Below are 18,019 nucleotides of genomic sequence, written 5' to 3' on the forward strand. Positions count from 1 at the left end.
GCTAGTTCGTTTGAGTGAAGATCTGAAGCAGTTACAACAAAAACTTCAAATCAAATTTGACAACAGGCAGCTTCTAAAACAAGCGTTTACCCATGCTTCTTACGTAAACGAACACCGATTCAGTCAACATCAGGATAACGAACGTCTGGAGTTTCTGGGCGATGCTGTATTGGAGTTGACTGTATCGGAGTACTTGTATCATCTGTATCCTAACCGTCCGGAAGGAGAACTAACAAAGATGCGGGCATCCATTGTCTGTGAACCTTCCCTGGTCAAATTTGCTGAAGCGCTTAGTTTTGGACAATATGTACTTCTTGGAAAAGGTGAGGAATTAACTGGAGGACGTACACGTCCAGCTCTTCTGGCGGATGTGTTCGAGTCATTTATAGGTGCATTATACCTGGATCAGGGTCTTGAACCTGTGCGAGCATTTCTGGATCAGCATGTGTTTCCGTTAATCGTTGTTGGCAGCAAGCTGCAAATGAGTGATTACAAAACAGAGTTGCAGGAACTCACACAGCATCACAATATGGGGGCTCTGGAGTACCGGATCGTCGAAGAGCGGGGACCAGCCCATGAACGTGAGTTTGTCTCGGAAGTCCATATGGGCCAAGAACGACTTGGCCGAGGTACAGGACGCTCCAAAAAAGAGGCGGAACAACAGGCAGCATCTGCGGCGCTTGAACGATTGAAGCTTCCGGAGGCCTGAATTGTACCAGGCAGCGCTTAGACAAACGAAGAGCAAAGAGCAGCCCGCGGGCCCGCCCCGGCGGAAGTAATCGGCCGGACTGCTTTTTGCTCTTTTTTTTGTAAAGAGACTCGGGAGGCATTATCGGATTTTTTACTAGGTGTCGAAGGCATTATTTGAAATTCGCAAGAGGAGGTGACGAGAAGCCCTATGTTTCTGAAACGAATAGAATTGGGTGGATTCAAGTCATTCGCCGACAAAACGGAAATGGAATTTGTTCGTGGCATTACAGCGGTTGTAGGTCCGAACGGAAGCGGTAAAAGTAATATATCCGATGGTATCCGCTGGGTATTGGGGGAGCAAAGTGCCAAGTCACTGCGTGGCGGTAAAATGGAAGATATTATTTTTGCAGGCAGTGATGCGCGTAAAGCTGTCAACTACGGAGAGGTTTCCCTTACACTGGACAATGAGGATCATGCACTCGCTTTGGATTTCGGTGAAGTAACCGTGACCCGTCGTGTTCATCGCAGCGGGGACAGTGAGTATTTTATCAATAAACAATCCTGTCGCTTGAAAGATATCACAGAACTGTTCATGGATACGGGGATCGGTAAAGAGGCTTACTCGATTATTGGACAAGGACGTATTGAGGAGATCTTGAGTACTCGTTCAGAGGATCGTCGCGGTATTTTTGAAGAGGCTTCAGGAATCGTTAAATATAAATCCCGCAAACGAGATGCAACGCGCAAGCTGGATGAGACAGAGCAAAATCTGCTACGTATTCACGATCTTGTAACCGAACTGGAAGATCAGATTGGCCCGCTGAAAGAACAATCCGAGAAAGCCATGCATTACAAGCAACTTCGTTCCGAACTCAAATCAAAGGAAATTTCGATGTATGTGTATCAGATTGAACAGATTCATGCTTCCTGGAGCAAAGCGAGCGAACGTCTGGAATCACTTAAACACGAAGAGGTTGGATTGGCGGCGATTGTATCCACACATGATGCGAAGCTGGAGAATGATCGCAATGCACTGCGTCTGCTGGAAACGGAGACAGAAGAACTTCAGGCTGCTTTGTTGCAATTTAGTGAGGCAACAGAGAAAAGTGAAGGGCATGGAGAACTTCTTCGGGAACGTTCGCGTAATCTGCAAGCGAATCAGGAGCAACTGAGGGAAACGCTGGCGGTGAGCGAGCAGAGACATCAGGAACGTGAAGCTGAGCTGATTGCCTTGCGAGAGAAGTTTGGCAAGCTTGAACTGGAACTGGCTGATGTAAAAAATCGTTTGTCTGAAGAAGAAGCTAAGCTTATCGGTGTTACGGGTGGAATCAGTCAGCAGCAGGAGGAGAGCCTCAAAGGGAACTTGCTGGAACTGATGAATCAGATGGCGCAGGCACGAAACGAAATACGGTATGTGGACCAGCAAAAAGAAACGCTGGAGCGCAGAATGAACCGTGCATCAGAAGAATCCGGCAAATGGGAAGAACAGAAAGAGACGTTAGAAGGCCGTAAAGCAGAGATTCAGAAAAAAGTGGTTCGGTTAGGTAAGGAAATCAGTGAACTGCGCGGGGGTTATATTTCGGAAAGCGAACGGCTGCAGTCTTTGCAAAAACTCCTGGAAGAGAGCCGTGGTACTGTACGTAAATGGGAGCAAAAGCGCGAAGCACAAGTGTCCCGCCGGGATACGATGAAAGAAATGCAAGATGATTTTGACGGCTTCATGCTGGGCGTAAAAGAAGTGCTCAAAGCTTCTCGAAAGGGGACGCTAAACGGAGTACATGGTGCTGTGGCAGAACTCGTTAAAGTTCCCGAAAAGATCGAGCTTGCGGTAGAAACAGCGATGGGGGCTGCGCTGCAGCATATCGTCATGGAGAACGAGGCCGTATCCAGACAGGCTATTGCTTTCTTGAAGCAACGTCAGTTGGGACGTGCAACCTTTCTTCCGCTGGACGTTATTCGTCCTCGTTCAATCGGTGCAGGTGAACGCTCGATGGTTGAGGGTATGGACGGTTTTGTTGGCATCGGTGCTGAACTTGTACAGTATGATTCAAGATATGCCTCGATCATCGGTAGCTTGCTCGGAAATGTCATCATTGCAGAAACGTTGGAGTTTGCGAATAAAATTGCGGCACGTTGTCAGTATCGTTTCCGCGTTGTAACCCTCGAAGGGGATGTCGTCAACGCTGGCGGTTCCATGACTGGCGGCAGTCAGCACAAAAAAAATGGCAGTCTGCTCAGCCGCAAGCGGCAACTGGATCAGCTGGATCAAGATATTGTGGATACCGAGCAGCAGATTGTGAAACTGCATCGCAGTGTGGAAGATGTCAAAGCTCAGCTGGAGCAGTGTCAGGACAAGCTGGATCAGCTACGTCAGTCTGGTGACGATACCCGAAATGCAGAGCAACAGGCCTCGATGGAGATGAAGCAGGTTGAGCATGAACTGCGCCATGTATTGGAGCAGGTCGCTGTGGCAGGTCAGGAAAAGAACGGCTTTACGGAAGAAATTAAGGAACTGGACAAATCCCGGGTTGAAGCGGAGAAAAAACTTGAGCAACTTGAGGAAGAGGAGAAAGCAACTCATCGCGCTATTCATGCAGCAGAGTTTGCCCGGAAGGCCAATGAGTCTGCAAAAGAAGAGTTGCAAACACAGCTGACCGAACTGAAAGTCCGGGAAGGTAAGCTGGATCAGGAACGCTTCTCAAATGAAGAGCAATTGCGGAGATTGGAGCGAGAGGTTGATTCACTAGTCAAAGATCTGCGACAGAATCGTACGTTGCTCGCTTCGATGGAAGCTGATTTTAAGAAAACACAGAGTGAAAGTGTAAAACAGATTGAAGATTTAAACGAGTACAAGCTTAAAAAGGCACAGGCATCTCAAGAATTGGACTTCAAACGTGCCGCGCGCAGTGAACTGTCGAAAAAGCTGGAGCTGGCCGAGAGTGAAACGAAGGAGCAGCGCACACAGCTCAAAGCGGTGGAAGAGCAGATGCGTCAGACTGAAATTTCCGTGAACCGTCTGGATGTTGAGCTGGAAAATATTTTGCGTAAGCTGACAGATGAATATGAGTTAGGCTATGAGCTTGCCAAAGAACGTTATCCAGTGCCTGAAGATGTGGAGAGCACACAAGCTGAGGTACAGAAGTTAAAACGTGCAATATCCGCTCTTGGCGATGTGAATCTCGGTGCAATCGAGGAGTTCCAGCGGGTGAATGAGCGGTATGAGTTCCTGAACGAACAGAAGAATGATCTGGTGGAAGCCAAAACGACATTGTATCAGGTTATCAAGGAAATGGAAGATGAAATGGCGAAGCGTTTCAAATTTACATTTGACGCGATCCGTCGTGAATTTGGTACCGTCTTTACGAAGCTGTTTGGCGGTGGACGTGCTGATCTGGTTCTGATGGACCCTGAGCGACTCCTTGAAACAGGCATTGATATCGTAGCCCAGCCACCGGGTAAGAAACTGCAAAATCTGCAACTGTTGTCGGGGGGAGAACGGGCCTTAACGGCGATGGCGTTGCTCTTTGCCATTCTGCACGTGAAACCTGTGCCATTCTGCGTATTGGACGAAGTTGAGGCTGCCCTGGATGAGGCGAACGTCGTTCGTTTCGCCCAATACTTGCGTGAGTTCTCTGAGCAAACCCAATTTATTGTGGTTACGCACCGGAAAGGCACGATGGAAGAGGCAGATGTCCTATACGGAGTTACGATGGAAGAGGGCGGAGTATCCAAGCTCGTTTCGGTTAAACTGGATGATGAGGAAGCAGACATCGCCTAATTGCATGGAGATTGCTGTGTGCTTCAAATAGGATTCATTTAATTTTACAAAATCATACCATTTACGATTTAATTATCTACACGATGGAGGGGCTTTATGAGTTTCTTTAAAAAGCTACGGGACAGCATTGCAAGTAAAACGGAGTCGGTTACTAAACAGTTTAAGGATGGCCTGGAAAAGACACGCAAAGGGCTTGTGGAAAAAGTAACCGATTTGGTCATTCGCCGCAAAAAAATTGATGAGGAATTTTACGAGGAACTTGAAGAAATTCTGATCGGGGCAGACGTAGGCGTCAATACGGTCATGAATCTGATCGAAGACCTGCGCGCAGAAGTGAAGAAACGCAAAATTGAGGATGCGGCTGAGTTACAGCCTGTGTTGTCCGAGAAACTGACAGATTTGCTTCGTGGGGAACAAAACAATGAACTGAAAATGAATCCGGATGGCATTACGGTTATTTTATTTGTTGGTGTGAACGGTGTTGGTAAAACAACGACGATTGGCAAGCTGGCTCACCGTTTCAAGCAGCAAGGGAAAAAAGTAATTATGGCCGCTGGAGATACGTTCCGCGCCGGAGCGATCGAGCAGCTTGAAGTATGGGGACAGCGTGCAGGCGTTGATGTGATCAAACAGCAATCCGGTTCTGATCCGGCTGCTGTGATGTACGATGCGGTGCAGGCCGCGAAACAGCGCGGAGCCGATGTGTTGTTATGTGATACGGCAGGCCGCTTGCAAAATAAAAGTAACCTGATGGACGAGCTGAACAAAATCTATCGTGTCATTCAGCGTGAGATTCCAAGTGCGCCGCATGAAGTGTTGATGGTGCTGGATGCGACGACGGGACAAAATGCGCTGAATCAGGCCAAACTTTTCGGAGAGAAAAGTGGAGTAACGGGTCTTGTGTTGACCAAGCTTGATGGAACAGCTAAAGGTGGTATTGTAGTGGCAATCCGTCAGGAGCTGGACCTGCCTGTGAAGCTCGTTGGTCTTGGGGAGAAAATTGATGATCTGCAGGAATTTGATTCTGAGCAATTTGTTCACGCGTTGTTCGCAGGATTAATTCAGGAGCAACCGGCAGAGAATGCCGAAGAAGAGAATACACAATCCTGATCTTGGGTCGTAAATGAATAATCATGTTCACCGTATTGCCGCTGCATCATGTGAGAGCTCACGTGTAATGTCATCGGCAATACGTGTATAATGAAAGGTAACTGATATTGTAATGGGTTAGAAAGGAAGGTTGATATGGCCAATACCTATACCTATTCCCGTCGTGAAGAGGTCGCCAATGCCGTGACACATGGAATCGGTGCTGCGCTTAGTGTAGCTGCGTTAGTGTTGTTAATTGTATTTTCCAGTATGAAAGGTACGGCCTGGCATGTTGTTAGTTTTACAATCTATGGTATTACCATGCTGATGCTCTATACGAATTCAACGTTGGTGCACGCGCTCAAAGAGGGGGAGGCCAAAGACTTGTTTGAGTTTTTTGACCACTCTTCCATCTATCTGTTTATTGCAGGCACATATACGCCGTTTTTATTCGTCGCAGTTCGCGGAACGCTGGGCTGGACGCTATTCGGTGTCATCTGGGGCATTGCACTGGCCGGAGTGATCTTCAAAGCCTTTTTCACCAAAAAGTTTCTGTTTATGTCGACGATCTTCTATATCGCGATGGGGTGGCTGATCGTAATTGCTTGGCAACCGCTTGTGTCAGCAATTCCCACAGGTGGGATTGTACTATTGGTTGCAGGAGGCCTGATGTATACGCTGGGGACCTTGTTCTATGTATGGAGAGGTTTCCCGTTTCACCACGCGATCTGGCATCTGTTTGTACTGGCAGGCAGTATTCTGCATTTCTTCGCGGTCTTAATCTATCTGACACCACTTCGTTAGAAGCGTTAAACGAATCGTCTCTTCTTTAGGGATGTTTCGTTTTTCTTTTTGGTTCTGATTTGAAAGACTTCTATGCTTTATTGAATGGACAGAAAATGAGGCTTTATAACGCCTAGAGATGGCAGTTTTAAACTGTACATGGCAGGCGTAGCGTCTCTTTTTATTGTGACAAGTATTTTTGCTTGACATCCTGATTTGTTTTAGGTATTATTAGGAACGTTGCAAGAGTGTAAAGTGTTTTTCCTTGACGAAGGGAGTGCCCCGATATGAGTCAAGAAAATCGGCTTGAGAAAACAAACCGGATTAACTTGCTGTTTGCCTTTTACGAATCATTGTTGACAGAGAAGCAGCAAACATTTCTGAAATATTACTTTCATGATGATTTTTCACTTGGTGAAATTGCAGCCGAGTTTGAGATCAGCCGCCAGGCGGTATACGAACACATCAAGCGTGCTGAACAAGTGCTTGAGAACTATGAAAGCAAGCTTGGCTTGCTTGAGAAGTATGAAAGACGCAGCCGCTGCCTTGAAGATTTACAACAAGCACTGGAACGCGCTGGCGTTACCGTGGATAACAACAAACCAATACACGATCTCGTTGCTTTACTGGGAGAATAACCATTGTCTGCAGTGAAGTGAGACGAATCGGTCTTAAAATGGAATGAAGCATGAAGGAGGTGGGATCATGGCATTTGAAGGATTAACGACCCGATTGCAGAATGTGTTCAGCAAGCTGCGCGGCAAAGGCAAGGTGTCTGACGAAGACGTAGCCGAAGCGATGCGCGAAGTACGTCTGGCATTGCTTGAAGCGGATGTAAACTTCAAAGTGGTCAAGGAATTCATCGCCAAAGTGAAAGAGAAGGCTGTCGGCAAAGAAGTAATGGACAGCTTTACACCCGGAATGGTCATCATTGACATTGTTAACAAAGAATTAACAGAGTTAATGGGTGGAAGTCAAGCTAAGCTGGCGAAGTCGAATAAACCACCTACAGTGATCATGATGGTTGGTTTACAGGGTGCGGGTAAAACGACGACTTCCGGTAAACTGGCAAAAATGTTGCAAAAGCAAAATAGCAGACCTTTGCTGGTTGCGGGCGACATTTACCGTCCGGCTGCGATCAAGCAGTTACAAGTACTGGGAGAGCAGTTGAAGGCGCCAGTGTTCACCCTCGGTGATCAGACAAGCCCGGTGGAGATTGCTCGCCAAGGTTTGCAACACGCAAAAGATAACGGACATGATTATGTGATCGTGGATACAGCCGGACGTTTGCATGTTGATGAAGAACTGATGGAAGAGTTGCGTCAGATTCACAGTGTAGTGAACCCGGATGAAGTATTACTCGTTGTCGACAGTATGACAGGTCAGGATGCCGTTAATGTGGCGGAACACTTTAATCAGCAACTTGCTCTGACCGGGGTTGTACTGACCAAACTGGATGGCGATACACGTGGTGGTGCGGCACTGTCTGTTAAAGCAGTTACAGGTTGCCCGATCAAGTTTGCCTCTCTGGGGGAGAAGCTTGATGCACTGGAGCCATTCCATCCGGAACGTATGGCTTCACGTATTCTTGGTATGGGTGACATGTTGTCCTTGATTGAAAAGGCACAGTCCAATATCGATACCGAGAAAGCGAAGGAAATGGAACGCAAGATGCGGAATGCAGAATTCACGTTCGAGGATTTCCTGGAGCAGATGGATCAGGTGAAAAAGCTTGGACCAATTGACCAGATCATGGATATGATTCCGGGTATGGGTAAGATGAAACAAGCGAAGGACCTGAAGGTCGATGATAAACAGATGGGCCGAATCGAAGCGATTGTCTATTCAATGACAACGGAAGAGAAGCGTAACCCGGATATGATTAACCATAGCCGCCGGAAGCGGATTGCTACCGGAAGTGGAACGTCACTCGCAGAGGTGAATCGTCTGATCAAGCAGTTTGATGAGATGCGCCGTATGATGAAGCAGTTCTCGGATATGATGGGTCCTAAGGGTGGCAAGAATAAAGCAATGAAACAGTTGAAAGGTCTCGGTAAAGGAATGAAGTTTCCTTTCCGTTGATTGAACAGCGTTTATATGAGAACCAGATTTCATTGAAGGAGGTGAATTTTCAAATGGCAGTTCGTATTCGTCTGAAACGTATGGGTGCTCACAAAGCTCCTTTCTACCGCGTAGTGGTATCGGATTCCCGTTCCCCACGTGACGGTCGTTTTATCGAGGAGATCGGTTACTACAACCCGGTTGAACAACCGGCTGTTGTTAAGATCGATGAGGATAAAGCATTGCAATGGCTTCAAAACGGTGCGCAAGCATCCGACACTGTCCGCAACTTGCTGAGCAAAGCGGGCGTGATGAAGAAATTCCACGAGTCCAAATTATCTAAATAAGGTGCTGATTCGGAGGGTCATCTATGGAAGAATTAGTAAGCATAATTGCTAAGGCTTTGGTCGATCATCCGGATGATGTGGCGGTTCGGACGATTGAGAAAGACCGGCTTGTCGTTTATGAGTTGACGGTGCATCCCGACGATGTCGGAAAGGTGATCGGAAAACAGGGACGAATCGCAAAATCTCTTCGTACGGTCGTCACATCAGCAGCAGTTAAGATGGATAAACGGGTTACCGTTGATATCATATCTTAAAGATATACGAAAGGGGGTTAGGATGCATGTCCTAGCCCCTTTTCGTGCATGCTGAACTTATCATTTAATTGTTTAAGGGAATTTAGGATTAAAATTAATTTGGAGATTACACTTTAACGGAGCGGGCAGAAAAAATCTGAAGAAACGAAGTGTTCGCCTTTAGGCACCGGATATCAACCTTTTGATAACTTATTCAAAATATCCGGGGATAACAGCGATCGGAAGATGTTTCTGACCGTGGAGTGTGCGGGTAATCGCTTATCATTTTGATTGAATTTCGTAGGAGGATTGTATGGCAGAGTTTATGAATGTAGGGAAAGTTGTGAATACGCATGGAATTCGCGGCGAGTTAAAGATCATGCCTTTGACTGATTTTCCAGAAGTACGTTTCGCCAAAAATGCTGAATTGTTTTTGTTTACTCCGGATAATCATCCGGTGCCAGTTACAGTGGAATCTGCGCGTCTGCATAAAAATATGTATATCGTTCGTCTGAAAGAATACGGCAACATTAACGAAGTGGAGAAGTTCAAGGGGGGGATAGCCAAAGTATCCAAAGAAAACCTTGCTGAACTTGAAGAAGGGGAGTATTACTTCCATCAAATCGTAGGATGCGCTGTCATTACGGAAGAGGGAGAGTCACTCGGGACGATTTCGGAGATTCTGACCCCAGGTGCGAATGATGTGTGGGTAGTCAAAACACCGGCGGGAAAAGAAGTGCTAATTCCGGTGATTGACGATGTTGTTCTGGATGTGGATGTAGAGCAGAAGCAGGTCAAGATTCACCTGATGGAAGGACTGCTGTAACATGAAGGTGGATGTATTAACGTTATTCCCGGAAATGTTCGATGGTGTGTTTGGCACAAGCATTCTGGGTAAAGCGCAGGCCAAGGGGCTTGTCTCGCTTGGGGCGACCAATTTCCGAAATTACGCAACGAATAAACATAACACTGTGGATGACGCACCATATGGCGGCGGTGGAGGTATGGTGCTCAAACCTGATCCGATTTTTGCTGCCGTAGAGGATGTTTTGCAACAGCGCGGAGAAGCTGCCGCCACAATGAAAGCGCCCCGGATTATTCTGATGTGTCCGCAAGGTGAGACATTTACACAGAAAAAGGCAGAAGAACTGGTTCAAGAAGATCATCTGATCTTTATCTGCGGTCATTATGAGGGATATGATGAACGAATCCGCGAATTTCTGGTGACCGATGAACTATCTATTGGTGACTATGTTCTGACTGGCGGAGAACTACCTGCTATGGTGGCCATTGATAGCATTGTACGGCTGATTCCGGGGGTGCTCGGTAACGAGACAAGTGCAGTGACGGATTCATTCAGTACGGGGTTGCTGGAGTATCCTCACTATACTCGCCCGCCTGAATTTAGAGGCATGAAAGTGCCGGATATGCTCTTGTCTGGACACCATCTGAATATCGAGGCTTGGCGTAGAGAACAATCGCTGATTCGTACGTTGGAGCGCAGACCTGAACTGTTGGAGTCGGCAGATCTGACGGAGAAGGAACGGAGATGGCTGGAGCAATACCGGGCTGAACAAGATAAGAAATAGGTAAAGATAAAGCCGAGTGGACAGCTTAGACTGCATCCATCGGCTTTTTTGATTTAATCAAGGCAGAATTGAATTATTCGTTTGAAAGTATTACTAATCTAGAACCGCTCACTGAGTATATTGGAACCCGTTTGTAGCAGGGTAGGGAGATCGGTATCATTTGTAACGGTTAAGCGAGGTAAAACCATGGGTGAATCCCCAGGGTGAACAAATCCGGGTCTAACCGTGAATCCCATGCGATATCCATGCTGATGGAGTTTGTAAATCATTTGTTCACTGAAATATCCATAAGGGTAGGCGATATATGGCGTATTGATACCGATATGTTTGATCTGCTCAATATCGTGATCCAGCAGGCTGGTATCCAGCGTAACGGGCAGATCGTCTCCACATACCATATATCCTTTGTGATGCAGGTTAAAGGTGTGGCTATTATACTCAAATACATCGCTTCCTGCGGCCATCTCTTGCTTGGAGATATCGCTTTTTTTACTAGGGTTAAAAGCGACTGGTGTGGACTGAATCCGGCTACCTATGACAAAAAGGGAAGCATGGAAATGATATTTTTTGAGTATGGGATAAGCCAGCGTATAATTGTTTTGATATCCGTCATCAAAGGTAATGACAAATGATTTCTCAGGTAGCGAGATTTCACCGTTAACGTATTGTTCAAGCTGAGCCAGAGTAACGGTTCGGTACCCATTTTCGTGTAAATATTTCATATTCTGCTCGAACACATCCAGGTCAATGATGGATTTATTCTTTGGCTCGTGATTGTCAACTTTTGGTGTAACATAATGATACATGAGAACAGGAACTTTTGTAGCCGTGCCTTGTTTGATAACAAAGTTAGAGCGATCCAGCTTGGAATGCAGCGAAAAGTCCGAGTGAGTTAATGTGAAGAATTTACGTTGTACGATATTCCAAGACGAGCAGGCCTTGTGGGATAACGCGTTGGTAGGATGATTAACAGCATAAGCGTATAATGTAACGGTGCATGTGAGCAAGGCAAGTGAGGCTAGCAATAATTTTTTGATGTGTTTCATGTCTCTCCTGGTTCTCCTTTAGGATTCATCTATTTCTTAAAATTCGTTACGCTGCTCGTGTAATGAGCTTTTAAGTATATGATAGACGATCTTCTATGTCGGAAAGTTACATTATTTTATCCACGAGAGTGGTTGACTTTTTAAAAACGGACCAAAACTTTTCACCTATTTACTAATTAAGAGAAGAAATGGATACGAGAATTGCGAATTATGGATTGTTAATAAAAAACACAGATGGATGTAAGACGATCTATTATAAATTTGGTTATTTAGCTTGTGTTTTAATGTGCCACGTGATACAATAGTTCTGTTATGTGGAATACGGCGGTCCTCTATGGATAATGAAAGAGACAAGGTGATCTCTGGAAGAAGTATGAACGCCTGTACGGAAGGAGGGAGTCATAGATGAATATCGTTCAAGCGATTACACAAGAACAACTTCGCAAAGATATTCCGAGTTTTCGTCCTGGTGACACTTTGAAAGTGCACGTTAAGGTAATCGAGGGAACTCGTGAGCGTATCCAATTGTTCGAAGGTGTTGTGATTAAACGCCGTGGTGGTGGAATCAGTGAGACTTTTACAGTTCGTAAAATTTCTTACGGTGTAGGTGTGGAAAGAGCTTTCCCGCTTCATTCCCCTAAAATCGATAGAATCGAAGTGGCTCGCCGTGGTAAAGTGCGTCGTGCGAAGCTTTATTATCTTCGTGAACTACGCGGTAAAGCAGCGAGAATTAAAGAAATTCGTTAATATAACGGATACCGGGAAGGGCTTGGAGACAAGCCCTTTTCGTTTTTGTCCGGGAAAAGTTGAACCGGAGGTACACTTCCGAGTAAAATGGTATGGCGGATATGCGGCGTAAAGTCCGGGAGGATTGTGACATCAGTTATCCAAGGCATTTGAATTGTGGTTCAATGTACGGTTGTAATGCTTGGCTGCAAGAATTACATAACTGAGTTGAATAATTTGTTTTCTCTAGTTTTATATAGGGAGGAAGCAAAAAGCTGAATGTATACTGCTATAATCATGTACTGTGAAGAGAGGAAGATCTTGAATGGAACAAGAAGTTCAACAGGACCAGAGCTTACCTGCGGAAGAAAAAAATAATCGATCCAAAAAAGCGAAAAATGAAATAGTCGAGTGGCTGAAGGCCATTGTCATTGCACTCGTGCTGGTTATTCTGATTCGCTGGTTACTTTTTAAACCGTTTGTGGTGGACGGGCCATCCATGCAACCGAATTTCTCGACAGGAGAACGTGTCATTGTCAATGAGATACTGTACGATATCCGCGAGCCAAAACGTGGTGAAGTGATCGTCTTCCATGTACCTTCCGAAGGACGGGATTTCATCAAACGTGTTATCGCAGTTGCGGGAGATACGGTTCAGGTTCAGGGAGACACCGTAACGGTAAATGGACAAAAGGTGAATGAGACCTACATCCAGGGTGCTATTGATGCGGCTGAAGCGAGTGGTGGAACGTATAACGTGAAGGATTTCCCGAACGAACAGTTCCCAGACGGCAAGGTGCCAGCGGGTCATGTGTTTGTTATGGGGGATAATCGACCAAACAGTACAGATAGCCGAATGATCGGTTATGTATCGCTGAAAGATATTATTGGCCGTGCTGATGTTATTTTCTGGCCTATTGGAGAAATTAAGTGGATTAACCACTAAAAAACTTAAAGTATGTATTAAATGAGGTGAAGACAAGGTGACGATACAATGGTTTCCAGGTCATATGACCCGAGCCAGACGCCAGATTCAGGACAAGTTGAAGCTCATTGACGTGGTCATCGAACTATTGGATGCCCGTCTGCCTGTCTCCAGCCGTAATCCGATGATTGACGAGATTTTGATGGATAAACCCCGCATGATTTTGCTCAATAAGTCGGATTTGGCGGATGCCAAAGTGACGCAAGAGTGGATAGAGTATTTTAAAAAAGAAGGCATTACAGCGTTCCCTGTGGATGCTTCAACAGGTACCAATGTCAAAGATATTCCTGCTCAGGCAAGACTTCTTCTAAAGGAGAAGATTGATCGTCAACTGGCAAAAGGCATTAATCCCCGAGCTGTTCGGGGTTTGATTGTCGGTATTCCTAACGTAGGAAAATCCACATTGATCAATCGTTTGGCTGGACGGAGCATTGCTGCAACTGGAGATCGCCCAGGTGTAACCAAAGGCCAGCAATGGATTAAAGTAGGCAAGGAAATGGAACTGCTGGACACCCCAGGTATTCTGTGGCCGAAATTTGAAGATCAGAATGTGGGTTACCGGCTTGCTGTGACGGGTGCGATCAAAGAGGAAATACTGAATGCAGAAGATATCGCATTTTTCGGAATCAGTTATCTGATGCGTTATTATTGGGATGCGCTGGAAGAGAGATATGGTCTTCAGGAGTTCTCCAAAGATGCGGACGATTCGGACAGTGTTATTGCCATTATGGAGCAGGTTGGCCGAATTCGCGGTTGTGTCATCAGTGGTGGACGGATTGATCTGGAGAAAGCATCACGAGCGTTTCTGCGCGAATTACGAGCAGGCAAGATGGGGCGTTTCTCTATGGAAGCTCCTTACTGATCGAAAATATCCTTACAAGAGCCGAAAGAAGCGGCCGTTACCGGATTACCGGGAACGGCCTTTTTGTGTTTTGAAGGCTAAGGGGATATAAACCTAGCATAAATATGGTAAAAAAATGAATTTCAGTGTGCTTGGTGGAATTGTTTGTTCTGTATAGGAGGTGTCCTGAAATCATGCTATGATAAATGATGTTGAAAATTTGCAGAACATCAGTTTGTATGTATTCAATTTAACGCTAGAACAACCGATAAATGAAGACATCAGGATATTCTTTTAAATCATACTTTTAACACGAAACATGGTGCAGGAATACGATTAATCAGAACAAATATGCGATAGCCTACGTCTAATTAATTATATACATTACATGGGATTACACAGCTACATGAAACATGGGTGAGGAGATGAACAGAATGACAGCAAACCATGAAATGCCGGAGCTTGAATTGCCAGAACTGCAACGCAAACCGAAGAAAAAGAAAAAAGAAACTAGCGAACCTCGGGATCTTTTGGTGTATGAGCGGGAGTATTGGGGTAGCGGGTTTGAATATATCGCAGGAATTGATGAAGTGGGACGAGGATGTTTGTTTGGGGATGTGGTTGCGGCGGCCGTGATCTTGCCTCAAGGGCTTATTTTGGAAGGGGTCAATGATTCTAAAAAATTGTCAGAAAAGAAACGTGATACGTTATATGACATCATTATGGAGAACGCGCTGGCTGTAGGTGTAGGATATGCAGATGCGGAAACGATTGATCGTCTGAATATTAAACAGGCCGCCAGACTGGCCATGAAACGTGCGGTAGAGGCACTTGATGTAACACCTCATTACATGCTGGTGGACGCGGAAAAGGTGGATTTGAATATACCGCAGTTATCTATTATTAAAGGGGATGCAAATAGCCAATCGATCGCAGCGGCTTCTATTGTGGCCAAGGTAACGAGAGATCGGCTATGCAAGGAAGAATGGGATACGTTATACCCGGAATATGGTCTGCCCGTACATAAAGGCTATGCAACTCAATTTCATCGGGAACAGATTATGGCACTCGGCGCAACACCGATGCATCGGCGGAGCTTTCTCGGTAATTTATTAGGTGAGCAGCATACGTTGTTTTAAGTGAAAGGGAACGGAAAGGAGGGAGAACGAGTTGAATATCAGCTCTATGATTCGTGGTTTAATGGGAGACAGTAAGCCCGGAAACGCCAAGCCGCTCGAATTAAAAGAAGGTCAGGTCGTTCGTGGATCTGTCGTCAGTGTATCGGATGATGGTGGAGAGGCAGTGCTCCAGATTCAAGGGGTGCAGGTGCGTGCCAAACTGGAGACACCGCTCCGTCCGGGTGAGACGACGCTTCTGCAGGTTCAACCTCCGGGTGAAAACGGCATAACGGTAATGAAACCTGTTGCTGGCTCGCTTGCGGAGCTGCCGCAGGCTTCACTGAATAATTTGTTGCAAGAGGTAGGTTTGGCGGATACCAAAGACAACCGTGAATTGTTACTTGCTATGCAACGCAGTGGGTTTCCGCTGACCAAGGATAACGTAGCCATGGTGCAAAACATGATGGTAGCCAAACCTGCACAGGTGCCTGTGGAGGAATGGGTACAGGCGGTGGGTATTGCTTTTCAGAGGGGCCTGCCTATTACGGCCGAAACGGTGAAAGGTTTACATCAGACCGTATTTGGGCCTCCTTTGCATCAGTTGTTAAGTGGTCTTGCGGATCAACTGGAGTCGTTTTTGTCTCAAACGGTGGCAGGTAAGCCGTTTCCTGGCGGCGAAGCAGCAGCAGGCTTAAAAGCGGGGGCGTCCACAGGACAGGCGGGAGCTTCTGGAACTTTTACTAATGTTGCTGTTCAGCCAGAAGAGGGAGCGCCAGCGGTAAATGTGAGCAGGCCAGGAGTCGGAATACCCGTAGCCTCTCCTGTAGCGTCACAGCCGAATCAGGTTCAGACCACTCCAGCGGCGGGTGCAGGAGTGACTACAGATGCTGCTGAAGGTGCGGCATCAGATCAGGGGCAACAAGCCAAAGGTAACGTGCCGCTGAATGCAGGCCAGGCGAATGGTGGACAGACAGCAGGAGCTGAGACTGCTGCGAAGAGTGTTTCCAGCCAAGCGGAAACGGCTGGCAAAGGGAATGCAGGTATTCCGGCAGGTACCGGAATACCTGGGGAAGGCCCGCCGCGTGTTGCGGATGCGGGCCAAGTTGCGAGCCGCCCGGGTACACCTGGGGCGGCGGAAGGTGCGGCCGTGCGTGCAGACGGCCGCACAGACACGCCTGCTGCTGCGGCGACACCTGCCGCAGCAGGGCAGGCCGCGCCAGCAGCGCCTACGCCAGCACAGCTGGCGCCAAAGCTGCTGGCGCTGCTGGACGCGCTGCGCGGCGCGTCCACTGCCGCACCGGCACAGCCGGGTGCGGCAGCACAAGCCGCCCCTGCTGCGCAGCAGGGCGGCCAAGTGGCTGCGGCTGCCGCAGGCTCGCCGCAGCCCTTGCCAGCCGGCGCTGATGCGCAGCCGGCTGGCGGTGTTGCCGCCGCTCCCGCAGGTGCGGCGGCAGTGCACGCGCCCGTCACCCACGGGGGAGACCCGTGGGTGGGGCGCGTGCTGAAGCTGCTCGGTGCAGAGCACGAGCAGCAGGCCGTTCACGGCGCGGCGATGCAGCCGCGCGTGGGCGAGGGAGCGAGTCCGGCGAACACGGACTCGCTCAAGGGTTTGCTGCTGCAGTTGGCCAGCAGCGACAGTGCTCCGGCGGCGCTGAAAGATGCCGCCAATCAAGCCATACAATACCTGACAGGTCAGCAACTATTGCTCACAACCGATCGCGGTGCAGCGTTTGCGCAAATGCATTGGTTTATCCCCATCACAGGTCCGGACGGTGAACAGACGGCCTCTGTGCAGATTCAATCACGCCGCGGTCAGCGCGGGGAATTGGATGCCTCGAATTGCCGTCTGCTGTTTGACTTGGATATGAGAAGTTTGGGACATACCCTTGTCGATGTACATGTGGTCAATAACATTGTCAGTTTGCGTGTACTTAATGATCGGGAAGAAATGGGAGCTTTGTTGGAGAGTGGACGTGAAATCATTCATCAATCGCTCGACAAGCTTGGATATCAGTTATTGACCTTCCGGGCAGAACCTTGGCCGGCAGGGCAGGAGCTCGGGATGGAGCGGAAGATGACTGCTGCAGATTATAGCCCTGAGCGATACAAAGGGGTGGATTTCAAGGTATGAAAGAGGAATTACCACAGCCGGAGCTTTTATCCAAAAAAGCAGTTGCATTAAAATATGTCCCGGGAGAAAGTGAAGCACCTGTTGTCGTAGCCAAAGGCCGCGGCAAAGTGGCTGAAGCCATACTGGACAAAGCTAAGGAAAACGGCGTACCCGTACAGGAAGACGCAGCTTTAGTTGAAGTGCTCTCCAAGCTGGATCTGGATGAACAGATCCCGACAGAATTGTATCAGTTGGTAGCAGAAGTGCTTACCTATGTTTATCGAGCCGATCGGCTTGCCTCAGGCCGAAGTGATAACGAATCATGGTAGAACAGGGATCTGGCCAGAAACCTAGTGGCAAGTTGACCCGTCAGCAGAAGGGAAAGATTGGCGAAGAGGAAGCTTGCCGCTGGTTAGTGAAACAGGGTTATTCTATCCTCCAGCGAAACTGGCGTTGTCGTAGCGGAGAAGTCGATATTATCGCAGTACGTGAAGATTTGTTAATATTTGTTGAGGTGCGAAGCCGAAGTTCCAACTCAGGATTCGGAACTCCACAAGAGTCTGTCGATCAGCGCAAAATGCAATAGGTTCGTTCAACGGCTGGAGTCTACATCCAAATGAGCG

The 18,019-nt window shown here is 47.4% G+C and carries 18 protein-coding genes; 17 read left to right on the forward strand and 1 reads right to left on the reverse strand.

The window, feature by feature from the left end; all coding sequences use genetic code 11:
* Nucleotides 1–10 precede the first annotated feature (10 nt).
* From rnc to trmD, 10 genes are all read left to right on the forward strand, one after another.
* Nucleotides 11–709 (forward strand): ribonuclease III, encoded by a 699-nt coding sequence (gene rnc, locus ACT89M_RS11035; protein ID WP_090923901.1) that lies wholly within the window; start codon nt 11–13, stop codon nt 707–709.
* Nucleotides 710–898: 189 nt separating this feature from the next.
* Nucleotides 899–4,468 carry a chromosome segregation protein SMC gene (smc, locus tag ACT89M_RS11040; RefSeq protein ID WP_154886400.1) on the forward strand — a complete coding sequence of 1,190 codons (3,570 nt, stop codon included), beginning with the start codon at nt 899–901 and terminating at the stop codon, nt 4,466–4,468.
* 96 nt (nt 4,469–4,564) lie between these two features.
* Nucleotides 4,565–5,578 (forward strand): signal recognition particle-docking protein FtsY, encoded by a 1,014-nt coding sequence (gene ftsY, locus ACT89M_RS11045; RefSeq protein WP_154886398.1) that lies wholly within the window; start codon nt 4,565–4,567, stop codon nt 5,576–5,578.
* 135 nt (nt 5,579–5,713) lie between these two features.
* Nucleotides 5,714–6,361 carry a PAQR family membrane homeostasis protein TrhA gene (gene trhA, locus ACT89M_RS11050; RefSeq protein WP_308722043.1) on the forward strand — a complete coding sequence of 216 codons (648 nt, stop codon included), beginning with the start codon at nt 5,714–5,716 and terminating at the stop codon, nt 6,359–6,361.
* 266 nt (nt 6,362–6,627) lie between these two features.
* Nucleotides 6,628–6,978 carry a putative DNA-binding protein gene (locus ACT89M_RS11055; protein WP_123064424.1) on the forward strand — a complete coding sequence of 117 codons (351 nt, stop codon included), beginning with the start codon at nt 6,628–6,630 and terminating at the stop codon, nt 6,976–6,978.
* A 67-nt stretch (nt 6,979–7,045) separates the two neighbouring features.
* Nucleotides 7,046–8,422: a signal recognition particle protein gene (gene ffh / locus ACT89M_RS11060; RefSeq protein WP_090923896.1), complete on the forward strand. Its 1,377-nt coding sequence runs from the start codon at nt 7,046–7,048 to the stop codon at nt 8,420–8,422.
* A gap of 53 nt (nt 8,423–8,475) precedes the next feature.
* Entirely contained in the window at nt 8,476–8,748 is a 273-nt protein-coding gene (gene rpsP, locus ACT89M_RS11065; protein WP_056700527.1) for a 30S ribosomal protein S16, read from the forward strand.
* Between the two features lie 23 nt (nt 8,749–8,771).
* Entirely contained in the window at nt 8,772–9,002 is a 231-nt protein-coding gene (locus ACT89M_RS11070; RefSeq protein ID WP_090923895.1) for a KH domain-containing protein, read from the forward strand.
* A 292-nt stretch (nt 9,003–9,294) separates the two neighbouring features.
* The gene (gene rimM / locus ACT89M_RS11075) at nt 9,295–9,807 is read left to right on the forward strand and encodes a ribosome maturation factor RimM (RefSeq protein WP_154886396.1); all 513 of its coding nucleotides are present in this window, start codon (nt 9,295–9,297) and stop codon (nt 9,805–9,807) included.
* A gap of 1 nt (nt 9,808) precedes the next feature.
* Nucleotides 9,809–10,570: a tRNA (guanosine(37)-N1)-methyltransferase TrmD gene (gene trmD, locus ACT89M_RS11080; protein ID WP_154886394.1), complete on the forward strand. Its 762-nt coding sequence runs from the start codon at nt 9,809–9,811 to the stop codon at nt 10,568–10,570.
* Nucleotides 10,571–10,668: 98 nt separating this feature from the next.
* Here trmD and ACT89M_RS11085 read toward each other — a convergent pair whose 3' ends face one another.
* Entirely contained in the window at nt 10,669–11,616 is a 948-nt protein-coding gene (locus tag ACT89M_RS11085) for a polysaccharide deacetylase family protein (RefSeq protein WP_186809551.1), read from the reverse strand.
* Between the two features lie 405 nt (nt 11,617–12,021).
* On the opposite strand from ACT89M_RS11085, the gene rplS reads away from it, so the two are divergent.
* From rplS to ACT89M_RS11120, 7 genes are all read left to right on the forward strand, one after another.
* The gene (rplS, locus tag ACT89M_RS11090) at nt 12,022–12,363 is read left to right on the forward strand and encodes a 50S ribosomal protein L19 (protein WP_024630190.1); all 342 of its coding nucleotides are present in this window, start codon (nt 12,022–12,024) and stop codon (nt 12,361–12,363) included.
* A gap of 304 nt (nt 12,364–12,667) precedes the next feature.
* Nucleotides 12,668–13,288, forward strand: coding sequence for a signal peptidase I (gene lepB, locus ACT89M_RS11095; protein ID WP_090923892.1), 621 nt, complete (start codon nt 12,668–12,670; stop codon nt 13,286–13,288).
* Nucleotides 13,289–13,325: 37 nt separating this feature from the next.
* On the forward strand, nt 13,326–14,189 hold the full coding sequence (ylqF, locus tag ACT89M_RS11100; RefSeq protein ID WP_090923891.1) for a ribosome biogenesis GTPase YlqF: 864 nt from the start codon (nt 13,326–13,328) through the stop codon (nt 14,187–14,189).
* 413 nt (nt 14,190–14,602) lie between these two features.
* Nucleotides 14,603–15,307, forward strand: a complete 705-nt coding sequence (gene rnhB, locus ACT89M_RS11105) for a ribonuclease HII (protein WP_308722042.1) — start codon at nt 14,603–14,605, stop codon at nt 15,305–15,307.
* 31 nt (nt 15,308–15,338) lie between these two features.
* Nucleotides 15,339–17,417, forward strand: coding sequence for a DNA ligase (locus ACT89M_RS11110; RefSeq protein WP_308722041.1), 2,079 nt, complete (start codon nt 15,339–15,341; stop codon nt 17,415–17,417).
* A complete protein-coding gene (locus ACT89M_RS11115; RefSeq protein WP_090923889.1) occupies nt 17,414–17,725 on the forward strand; it encodes an EscU/YscU/HrcU family type III secretion system export apparatus switch protein in 312 nt (103 codons plus the stop codon). Before ACT89M_RS11110 ends, ACT89M_RS11115 begins: the two co-directional genes overlap by 4 nt.
* On the forward strand, nt 17,719–17,982 hold the full coding sequence (locus ACT89M_RS11120; RefSeq protein WP_487345224.1) for a YraN family protein: 264 nt from the start codon (nt 17,719–17,721) through the stop codon (nt 17,980–17,982). Before ACT89M_RS11115 ends, ACT89M_RS11120 begins: the two co-directional genes overlap by 7 nt.
* The last annotated feature ends 37 nt before the right edge of the window (nt 17,983–18,019 follow it).

It is taken from the genome of Paenibacillus sp. NN59, assembly GCF_057597225.1.

Bases quoted from the DNA above. Each gene is read 5' to 3' on its own strand.
- smc (WP_154886400.1), top strand. From the start codon at position 899: ATGTTTCTGAAACGAATAGAATTGGGTGGATTCAAGTCATTCGCCGAC.
- ftsY (WP_154886398.1), top strand. From the start codon at position 4,565: ATGAGTTTCTTTAAAAAGCTACGGGACAGCATTGCAAGTAAAACGGAG.
- trhA (WP_308722043.1), top strand. From the start codon at position 5,714: ATGGCCAATACCTATACCTATTCCCGTCGTGAAGAGGTCGCCAATGCC.
- ACT89M_RS11055 (WP_123064424.1), top strand. From the start codon at position 6,628: ATGAGTCAAGAAAATCGGCTTGAGAAAACAAACCGGATTAACTTGCTG.
- ffh (WP_090923896.1), top strand. From the start codon at position 7,046: ATGGCATTTGAAGGATTAACGACCCGATTGCAGAATGTGTTCAGCAAG.
- rpsP (WP_056700527.1), top strand. From the start codon at position 8,476: ATGGCAGTTCGTATTCGTCTGAAACGTATGGGTGCTCACAAAGCTCCT.
- ACT89M_RS11070 (WP_090923895.1), top strand. From the start codon at position 8,772: ATGGAAGAATTAGTAAGCATAATTGCTAAGGCTTTGGTCGATCATCCG.
- rimM (WP_154886396.1), top strand. From the start codon at position 9,295: ATGGCAGAGTTTATGAATGTAGGGAAAGTTGTGAATACGCATGGAATT.
- trmD (WP_154886394.1), top strand. From the start codon at position 9,809: ATGAAGGTGGATGTATTAACGTTATTCCCGGAAATGTTCGATGGTGTG.
- ACT89M_RS11085 (WP_186809551.1), bottom strand. From the start codon at position 11,616: ATGAAACACATCAAAAAATTATTGCTAGCCTCACTTGCCTTGCTCACA.
- rplS (WP_024630190.1), top strand. From the start codon at position 12,022: ATGAATATCGTTCAAGCGATTACACAAGAACAACTTCGCAAAGATATT.
- lepB (WP_090923892.1), top strand. From the start codon at position 12,668: ATGGAACAAGAAGTTCAACAGGACCAGAGCTTACCTGCGGAAGAAAAA.
- rnhB (WP_308722042.1), top strand. From the start codon at position 14,603: ATGACAGCAAACCATGAAATGCCGGAGCTTGAATTGCCAGAACTGCAA.
- ACT89M_RS11115 (WP_090923889.1), top strand. From the start codon at position 17,414: ATGAAAGAGGAATTACCACAGCCGGAGCTTTTATCCAAAAAAGCAGTT.
- ACT89M_RS11120 (WP_487345224.1), top strand. From the start codon at position 17,719: ATGGTAGAACAGGGATCTGGCCAGAAACCTAGTGGCAAGTTGACCCGT.